We start from the raw sequence: 5,277 nt of genomic DNA, 5'->3' as shown, positions 1-5,277 counted from the left end.
CCCCTCTTCCCCCTCGTAACCCCCTCGGCCGCGGCGCGGGGCTACCGGGGGTTGGCCGGCGACATCTCCGGCGCGCCCCACCGCAGCGGACTGCCGTTCACGCGCTCCCGGACCGCCGTGACGTGGAAGTCCACCACCCGCCGGGCGCCCGGGAACTCCGCCGCACGCTCCGGCGACCAGTCGGTGACCGCCTCGCCCGAGAGCTGCAGCACGCCGCCGGTCGACCAGTCGAGGAAGAGCAGACCGGCGGCCGGGCGGCGTTCCAGGTTGCCGAGCGTCTGGTACAGGGAGTTGCCCCGGTAGTCCGGCCACGCCAACCGGTCAGGTCGCAACACCCTTACGAAACCCGGGGCGCCACCCCGGTGGGACGCGTCCGCACCACCGAGCACGTCGGCGGTCGCGACAAAGAAGGTGTCCGCCCCCGCCACCAACTCCTGCTGCCGCGCGGTCATTTCGGAACCACCGCTCACCGGCCCGGACCGACGTGCCCCCGCCCCCTCCACCACCAGCTCACGTCGCTGGATGTACTTGGGGCAGTTGGAGTACACCTCCTCGACGCTGATCCGCAGCCCCTCGCCGTCCGGCACCGCCAGCCCGTTGGCCCGCATCCGGCGGCGGGTCGACGGCTCCAGCGCGAGGGTGCCGACCGGCGCGGCGCCCCGGCCGAGGACCCCGGCGAGGGGGTCGCCCGGCCCGGGGCGGACCGCGCTGAGCAGCGTGCCCTCGTCGGGCGCGCGGAGGAAGCCGGGCGCCCCGAACAGCGGGGACGCCCAGAGCCGCCCGTCCTCGTCCGCCGCGCCGAGCACCAGCATCCGGCGCTCGGCGAGGAACGCCGCCGCCACCCTCGGGAGCACCGCCCTGATGCTGCGCCCCACGTGCGCCGCGACCTCCCCCTCCCCCGCGCGCCGCTGGACGGCCAGCTCCCCCGGGTGGAAGCCGCCGCCCATCAGAAGAACCCGCAGGTGGGCGCGGACGTCACGGGAGCGTCGGCGGACTCGGCGCCGCTCGGTGCGTAGATCTCCAGGCGGACCCCGTCCGGGTCGTGGAAGAAGACGCCACCCGAAGCCGCGCCCTCACCGTGCGGCACCACCCCGTCGTAGGCGAACTCGGCGCCCAACTCCCGCAGCACCGCCTCCTTCTCCCGGACCTCCGCCAGGCTCCCGGCCTGGAAGGAGAGGTGGTGCAGCCCCGCGCGGCCCGCGTCGTAGCCGCCGTCCGCCTGCTGCCAGAGCGTCAGCACAAGCGTGCCGCCCTGCCCGAGGAACACCCAGCGCCGCTCCCCGTCCCGCCCCTCGTGGAGCACCTCGAACCCGAGGACGCGGCGGTAGAAGTCCGCGGACCGGCCGACATCGGTGACGTTGATCCCGACGTGGCCGGTGGTGAGCGTGCCGGCTGTGGTGACGGACATGACGACTCCCCGGTTCGACGGCCGGCCTCACCCACTGCGAAACCTAACCGTTGAACGCGACATTAACGGTTAGGCCCGAGAGTCGCAACCACTACACCACCCCACACCGGTTAGAAGATAGACTGCGCCCCATGAGCGCCGCCGCTGACGACCCCCGCCCCCTCGTCGGCGAACCGCTGTCGATCGACCTCCTCAACACCCGCTGGATCGACAACCACGGCCCCCAGGACCTGCTGCAAGACCTCCCCGGACTCGCCGTCTGGCTGCGATCCGTCGACCTCGACCAGCGCTGCGACGCCGACGCCGCGACCCTCCGCCACCTCCTGCACGCCCGCGAGGCGCTGGCCGCCGCGGTAGCGGACCCCGCCACCCCCTCCGAACAGGCACGGACCCGACTCAACGAGGTCCTCGCCCACGGCCGCCTACACCGCGCCCTCACCGCCGACGGCCCCGTCGCCACCGCCGAGACCGACAACCCCGCCCACCTCGCCGCCTGGCTCGCCGCCGACGACTACCTCCGCCTGCTCGACGAGGACCCGACCCGCATCAGGGCCTGCGCCAACCCGGCCTGCGTACTGCACTTCTTCGACACCTCGCAGAACCGCCGCCGCCGCTGGTGCTCCATGGCCGCCTGCGGCAACCGCGCCAAAGCCGCCCGCCACTACGCCCGCGCCAGAAACTAGCCGGTCCCCACCCGTCGGGACGACTACTCGGCCCGGACGACTATCCACAGCCGTCGCGGGCACCCGCCCCGGCATGCTTGACGTGCTGTTGACGGTCGCGGGGGCGCTCGCCCTCCTGGTGGCGGCGTTCTCCGCGCGCATCCAGCGGGTACCGATGAGCGGCCCCCTCCTCGCCCTCCTCGCCGGCGTGCTCTTCGGCCCCGAGGTACTGGCCGTCATCGACCTGCCCACGATCGTCGAGCGGCACGACGTCATGCACGAGATCTCGCGGCTCCTGCTCGCCGTCTCGGTGATGGCCGTGGCACTCCGCTACCCCGTCCGCGACATCCGCCCACTCGTACGCCCCCTGACCCTCCTCCTCGTCGCCGGCATGATCGGCATGGCACTGATCACCTCGGCGCTGGCGGCCGCCATCCTCGGAATCGGCCTGGCGGCCGCCCTCCTGCTCGGCACCGCCCTCTGCGCCACCGACCCGGTACTCGCGACCAGCGCCGTCACCGGCGACCCCGCCGAACGGACCATCGCCCTCCGCACCCGCCAACTCCTCTCCGTGGAATCCGGCGCCAACGACGGCCTCGCCCTCCCCCTCGTCCTCACCGCCGTCGCCCTCGCCGGACCCCTCAGCGGCCCGGCGGCCCTGGTCGAATCCCTCGGGGGAATCCTCGGAGCCGTCGTCTTCGGCGCCGCCGTGGGCGCCGCCGGCGGCTGGCTGCTCCGCCGCGCGGAAGCCCACCGGGAAGTCGAGTCCGGCCCCCTCCTCATCTACACCCTCCTCCTCGCCCTGTTCGTCCTCGGCCCCAGCGGCCTCCTCCACCTGGACGGCATCCTCGCCGTCTTTGTCAGCGGCCTCGCCTTCAACGCCACCAGCTCGGCCGGCGAACGCGCCGCCGAATACCGCATCGACGAAGCCGTCAACAACCTCCTCGTCCTCCCCCTCTTCACCGCCCTCGGCGCGATGCTCCCCTGGCGCGAATGGGCCGGACTCGGCTGGTGGCGCGCCCTGCTCCTCGTCGTCGCCGTCCTCCTCCTACGCCGCATCCCCCTCCTCCTCGCCCTCCGCCGCCCACTCGACCTCACCTGGCGCGACGCCGTCTTCCTCGGCTGGTTCGGCCCCATGGGCGTCTCGGCCCTCTTCTACCTCACCCTCGAAGCCGCCCGCCTCGAAGCCGACACCGTGGTCCTGGCCGCCGGCACCCTCGTCGTAGCCGCCAGCACGATCGCCCACGGCATCACCAACACCCCCGCCCTCACCGCCTACCGCAAGGCGGCGGACCGCGCGAACGAGCGGTCGTAGCCGCCTGGCGGCCGAAGAAGGACAGGGACGAAACCGGAGAAGGGTTGCAAGTGACGGTTGGGCGGTTGGCCAAGTGCCGTGTTTGCAGTTGACGGTGACACTCGGCCGCGCAGCTTCATGCGCGCGCTGGCACGCTGGAAGGCCCGCCTGGTGTCGGCTCAGCCACAGCCGGCGCCGTACGTCTCTGGCCACCCGGCGAACAGCGGCAGGTCCGTTGGCCGGGCACGGAAGCGGCCCTGCGCGGCGCGACCCAGCACAGTCGCGGCGGCGACGCGCTGCTCGGCAGCGTGCGGGCACAGCCCTCACCATGAGGGAACTGACACAGCGCTACGCGAAGGGCACAGACACCATGACAGCGGACACCCCCGACAACGGCGCTCCGGTGATCCTCAGCAACCGACCCGGCTCCTTCGCGTGGGGCGTCCTGGCCAAGCGCCACCCCGCCCTCATCCAGCAGGTACGCAACGCCTTCCCCTACAGCCCCCGGCAACACCGCGCACTCGACACGCTGCAGGATGAGATCGCCAACGGCGTGATCGAACCGCTCGACACCACTGCCCCAGGCCACGAAACGTGGGCGGAGTGGGGGCGCGACCACTTCGGACGGTCATGGTTCGACGCGCCGTTCCTGTGGGCCGAGAGCTACTTCTACCGCAAACTCCTCCAAGCCTTCGGCTACTTCGACGACGGCGCCTGGCAGGGAGTCGACCCCTTCGCCCCCTTCAAGCAGGCCGAGCTCCACAGCCCTGCGGTGGACGACGAACTCCACGCCCTCGACGCCCTCGCCACCGTGCCCGACGACGAGCGGGCAACCGCACTGCTGCACGCCTCGCTCTGGGGCAACCGCGCCGACCTCGGCTTCCGCGTCACAGCCGGCGACACCACGCCCGGCGACGGCGACCCCCACCTCGTCGCCGACGACAGCCCCCTCCTCTGGTCGCTCCTCCCTGCCGACGCCTCGGCCACGGTCGCTGTGGTGGCTGACAACGCCGGACGGGAACTCATCCCCGACCTGATCCTCATCGACCACCTCCTCGACCGCGGCCACGCACGCCGCGTCGTCCTCCACGTCAAGCCCTACCCGTACTACGTCTCCGACGCGACGACCGCCGACGTGATCGACTCCCTCCGCCGCCTCACCCTCGCCCCCGGTCGGGCCGGCAAGATCGGCAAACGCCTCTGGGCAGCCATGGGCACCGGCCACCTGGACGTCCGCACCCACCCCTTCTTCTGCGCGCCCTACCCCTACGACGACATGCCCGCCGACCTCCGGGACGAGTTCACAACCGCCACGATGACGATCCTGAAGGGCGACCTCAACTACCGCCGCCTCGTCGGCGACCAACTCTGGCCCCCGACCACACCCTTCGCGGACCTCACCGCCTACTTCCCCGGTTCCGTCGCCGCACTACGCACCCTGAAATCCGACGTCATCACCGGCCTGGACCACCACACCCTGGCCACCCTCGAAACGTCCAACCACCCCTGGCGCACCAGCGGCACCCACGCCCTGATCCAGGTCCGCCGGTAGGTGTCTCTCCAGGCGCGACACAGGAGAAGGTCCCCCGGGTGCGGCGGCGGCCGCGGAGTTCCGCGACTTCGCGGACCGCGCCCGTGGCTTCCGCCTCTGGATCGAGGCGGCGGGACTGGCTAGAACGGTGCCCAATCCCGCCTTGACCTACCGGAACGCAGCGTCTCGACGCGCTTCTCGACTTCCGCGGCCGCACGCGCATCCGCCCCGGCGTTCTGTGAGAGCCAGGTGACCATTACTGAGGTTGAACTCGTGATGTCGCTGGGTTGCTCAGGTGGGTCTGATGGTCAGGCCGGTCTCGGTGAGGCAGCCGTCTACGAGGTCGCTGCGGTACTGGATGTGCCGTAGGCCGCGTCGGATG

General features: G+C 72.0%; 5 protein-coding genes and 1 pseudogene. 3 read left to right on the top strand and 3 right to left on the bottom strand.

Annotated elements, in window-relative coordinates; all coding sequences use genetic code 11:
* Positions 1 to 41 precede the first annotated feature (41 nt).
* Both GL263_RS20835 and GL263_RS20830 read right to left on the bottom strand, forming a co-directional pair.
* Positions 42 to 947: a pyridoxamine 5'-phosphate oxidase family protein gene (locus GL263_RS20835; RefSeq protein WP_182857261.1), complete on the bottom strand. Its 906-nt coding sequence runs from the start codon at positions 945 to 947 to the stop codon at positions 42 to 44.
* Positions 947 to 1,408 (bottom strand): VOC family protein, encoded by a 462-nt coding sequence (locus GL263_RS20830; protein WP_182857260.1) that lies wholly within the window; start codon positions 1,406 to 1,408, stop codon positions 947 to 949. The genes GL263_RS20835 and GL263_RS20830 overlap by 1 nt, the downstream gene beginning before the upstream one ends.
* Before the next feature lie 131 nt (positions 1,409 to 1,539).
* Here GL263_RS20830 and GL263_RS20825 point away from each other — a divergent pair, with 131 nt between their 5' ends.
* The 3 genes from GL263_RS20825 to GL263_RS20815 all read left to right on the top strand — a co-directional run bounded on the left by GL263_RS20825 (position 1,540) and on the right by GL263_RS20815 (position 4,916).
* Complete coding sequence (locus tag GL263_RS20825) at positions 1,540 to 2,091, top strand: CGNR zinc finger domain-containing protein (RefSeq protein WP_182857259.1); 552 nt, start codon at positions 1,540 to 1,542, stop codon at positions 2,089 to 2,091.
* A gap of 73 nt (positions 2,092 to 2,164) precedes the next feature.
* Positions 2,165 to 3,385, top strand: a complete 1,221-nt coding sequence (locus tag GL263_RS20820) for a cation:proton antiporter domain-containing protein (RefSeq protein WP_182857258.1) — start codon at positions 2,165 to 2,167, stop codon at positions 3,383 to 3,385.
* 307 nt (positions 3,386 to 3,692) lie between these two features.
* Positions 3,693 to 4,916, top strand: coding sequence for a damage-control phosphatase ARMT1 family protein (locus GL263_RS20815; protein WP_182857257.1), 1,224 nt, complete (start codon positions 3,693 to 3,695; stop codon positions 4,914 to 4,916).
* 270 nt (positions 4,917 to 5,186) lie between these two features.
* On the opposite strand, the pseudogene GL263_RS28535 reads toward GL263_RS20815, so the two are convergent.
* Positions 5,187 to 5,277 (bottom strand): annotated as a pseudogene (locus GL263_RS28535) (transposase); the annotation flags it as partial.

It is taken from the genome of Streptomyces durbertensis, from assembly GCF_014156695.1.
GTDB lineage: Bacteria > Actinomycetota > Actinomycetes > Streptomycetales > Streptomycetaceae > Streptomyces > Streptomyces durbertensis.
Note: the sequence above shows the minus strand (reverse complement) of the source record. Positions and strands in the feature narration are given on the sequence as shown.